Origin of the sequence: Aestuariivirga sp. (genome assembly GCF_046093005.1) — a bacterium.
Lineage (GTDB): Bacteria > Pseudomonadota > Alphaproteobacteria > Rhizobiales > Aestuariivirgaceae > Aestuariivirga.
The window spans coordinates 1-2,994 of the sequence record NZ_JBJTER010000159.1; the positions used below are offsets into that span (position 1 = coordinate 1).

Annotated in this window: 3 protein-coding genes and 1 pseudogene; all 4 read right to left on the reverse strand. The window is 66.1% G+C overall.

The features are described from left to right. Positions 1-479, reverse strand: a pseudogene (locus tag ACKOED_RS13515) (hypothetical protein); the annotation flags it as partial. A 53-nt stretch (positions 480-532) separates the two neighbouring features. Further along, a complete protein-coding gene (locus ACKOED_RS13520; RefSeq protein WP_408917124.1) occupies positions 533-1,612 on the reverse strand; it encodes an Acg family FMN-binding oxidoreductase in 1,080 nt (359 codons plus the stop codon). A gap of 267 nt (positions 1,613-1,879) precedes the next feature. Beyond that, the gene (locus tag ACKOED_RS13525; protein WP_408917125.1) at positions 1,880-2,557 is read right to left on the reverse strand and encodes a DUF1028 domain-containing protein; all 678 of its coding nucleotides are present in this window, start codon (positions 2,555-2,557) and stop codon (positions 1,880-1,882) included. 4 nt (positions 2,558-2,561) lie between these two features. Beyond that, the gene (locus ACKOED_RS13530) at positions 2,562-2,978 is read right to left on the reverse strand and encodes a RidA family protein (protein WP_408917126.1); all 417 of its coding nucleotides are present in this window, start codon (positions 2,976-2,978) and stop codon (positions 2,562-2,564) included. Positions 2,979-2,994 lie beyond the last annotated feature (16 nt).

The following is a 2,994-nucleotide window of genomic DNA, read 5'->3' on the forward strand; positions in this document are numbered from 1 at the left end:
ATAGCGGCCTGGCCCTTGAGGCCCTTGAGGTCGCCCTCAAGCAGATCGACGTCAAACGTGAGATTGCCGCCTTCGAGCCTTGGGTTCCTGAGCACCACGACCGCATCCGTCACCCCGGCGTCGCTGCCACCGAGCACCGAGACGGTGGCGTTCGGAGGATCGCTTTTGAAGCTGTCCTTGCCGTCACCCCAGCGTGAAACGAATTCTCCGGTTGTCTCGTGGCCCGCGGCCCGCACCGGCCGGTCGGCGAACACGATGACGTTGCCGGAAACGCCGCCCAGCGTGAGCTTGCCGTCCGCCAGGGCGGCGCCATCGGCGTTGATCACGAACAAGGACGGCACCGGTATGGGATTCGCGGGCTGGCCGATGGTTTTCTGCATCGGCACATGCTGGTTCGCTGGCTCGGCCATGGCGGCCATCGTGGCCGTCAGGGTGAACCCCGCGGCGAGCGCCACCCGGGCGGCTTTCCTCAATCTCATGGTTCGTCTCCTTTATGCGTGCTTCTGTCTGGCGGAAGTCACGCCTTGTCAAGTTAACTGACGATCACCTCAGCGGCGGGTCGCCGCATCGAGCGCGGCATCGGTGGCGCATAGCCGAAACGCAGCACCATGTCCGGGCGGCGATTGCCGAGGCCGAGCAGCGCCTGGAGTTGCGTCCTTATGCTTACCACCTCCACTGCCTGGTTCACATGCGCCTGCCGGATGCCCAGGGCGGCGGCCTGCAAGGCAAAGCGCTGGCAACTGCGCCCGGCCTGAACCCAATGCCGGGGATCGTCCTGCGCGGAATGGATGACCGCCAGCCCCGCCGACGAACGCACCTGTTTGGCATAGCGGTCATTTTCGGACGCGACGGTGAACAAGCGGTTGAATATGAAACCACCCAGAAAGCTTGGCAGAGGCGGATTGCCGGCGCAAGCCGCGTACAGCCCATCGCCGGTCTCGATGGCGGCGCGCGCATTGAAGCGTAGCCAGGATTTGAGCTCGGCCGCGAAGGCCGGGTCGGCGACTTGCACGGCATTGGCGGCGAGGATCAGGTCCAGCACCCGGGCGATGCTTGCCGCGTCGGTGATCAGCATCGCCTCCGCGCCGTCGACGCGGGCCGCCGCCTCAAGCGCCGCGAGATCGGCCGTGGGCACCGGGCGGCCGTCATAGGTCGAGCGGGTGCTTTGCCGCTCCAGGATCGCTTCAAACAGCGGGCCGGCCTCGCCATTCTGTCCGAGCGCGATCTCAATGCGCCCGCCCTCCTCCGGCCGATAGGCCAGAGCCGATGACCGCCCGGCCGCGGCGGCCGCCAGCATCAAATTCTCCGCGGCGCAGCCGAGCGAGGCGAAAAGGTGGTGATGATCGGGATCGGCAACCGGCAGTGCGCGGGTCATGTCCGGCAGGATCGCAACGCCGCCGCCGGTTGGCGCAAACCGCCAGGCCTGGGCATTGTGGCTGTTGGCGGCCAGGCTGGCGTAATGAACGAGACCGTCGAAGGTCGCCGCATCGCGCGGCGACCAGAGCGTCGCCGTGGCGGCATCGTAGCCGGGGCCTCTGGTCAGCATGTAGGCCGCTGCACCGGCGGCGGCGAGGGTGCCTCCGGCGACAAGCAGCTTTCGGCGCGAAGGCATGCGGAAATTCCTTGGGCTGAAGCCTGTTGAACAGCGTTCCTAGTTGGCGCGGCGCCACTCGGACTTGACCGATGTCAAGTGTGGAAAAAATTCTGGCCGGTCAGTTTGCCCTGGCTGCGCCCGGGACTCTGGTCTTCGTGGTTATACAAACGATCTCACACACCTGTACGTTCTCATCGGCGTAAACCCCGCTGTTTGCGAGACCCGCGCCGCGGGGGTTCAGCCGCGGCCGAGCGGCACTGTTCGAATCAGGCCGGGTCCGGCGCCTCAAGGATCGCCCGGCACGCCGTAGCTCGGCGCCTGGGTGGGATCGATGGCGCGCTGCAGATAGGCGCCCATCTGCGGCTTGTAGTCATGCCACAGGCGGCGCAGCACGCGGATCGGGTTTTCATCGTCCCAGTCGACGCGCAGCGAGACCAGCGGAAACGCCTGCTCGTGATAGACGATGAGCGCCGCGGAATGCACCGGCCCCTCCTCGCCGCCGGAGTCGAGCCCGGCCGCGAGCGACCGCAGCAGGCGTTCCGCCAGATGCTCGCCGGCATGGGCGGCGAAGGCATCGGTCATCACCCTGGGCAGGCTCGCGTGCTTCAGCAGGTTGCCGGCGGCAACACAGTCACGCTGTTCGGCCACGCCATGGGTACCGAGAATATTGCGGCCGGACCATGAGGCCGACCCGCCCCGCGCATCGACAGCGGTCAGTTGCCGGTAGTCAATGAACGGCCGGTCCTTCACCACCGCGTTGATCGCGGCGCTGGCGCTCATGCCCTTTTCCATCAGGTCCAGCAGCAAGGGGCCGAGATTGGGATCGGTCACGTTCTGGGTGGCGACCGCGCCCACCCTCGCCCTGGCATGCGGGCAGCGGGCCCCCACCGCGATCGAGGAGGTGGTGATGGCGACGCCAAAGGCGCCCGACCTGGCGCAGCGGCCGGCAATCGAAAAGGTCATCTGCTCAATCCGGAATAACGGCGGTCACCTCGATCTCGACGATCCATTCAGGCCTGGCAAGCGCGGTGATGACCAGCCCCGTCGAGCACGGAAACACGCCTTTGAGCCATTTGCCCATCTCCTGATAGACCTCCTGGCGGTAGCGGATGTCGGTGAGATAGACGACGATGCGGCAGATGTGATCGAGATGGCCACCGGCCTCTTCCATCAGCATCTTGATGTTTTCCATGGTCTTGCGGGTCTGCATCGCGGCATCGCCGGGGTGGAGCGATTCCCGCGTGTCCAGGTCCTGCGCCACCTGGCCGCGCAGGAACACCATGGTGCCTTTCGCCACCACCGCCTGGCACAGGTCGTTATCGAGCTTCTGTTCCGGATAGGTCTGCCTGGTGTTGAAGGGGCGGATGCGTTTATGCGCGGTCATCGGGCTGGCTCCTTTC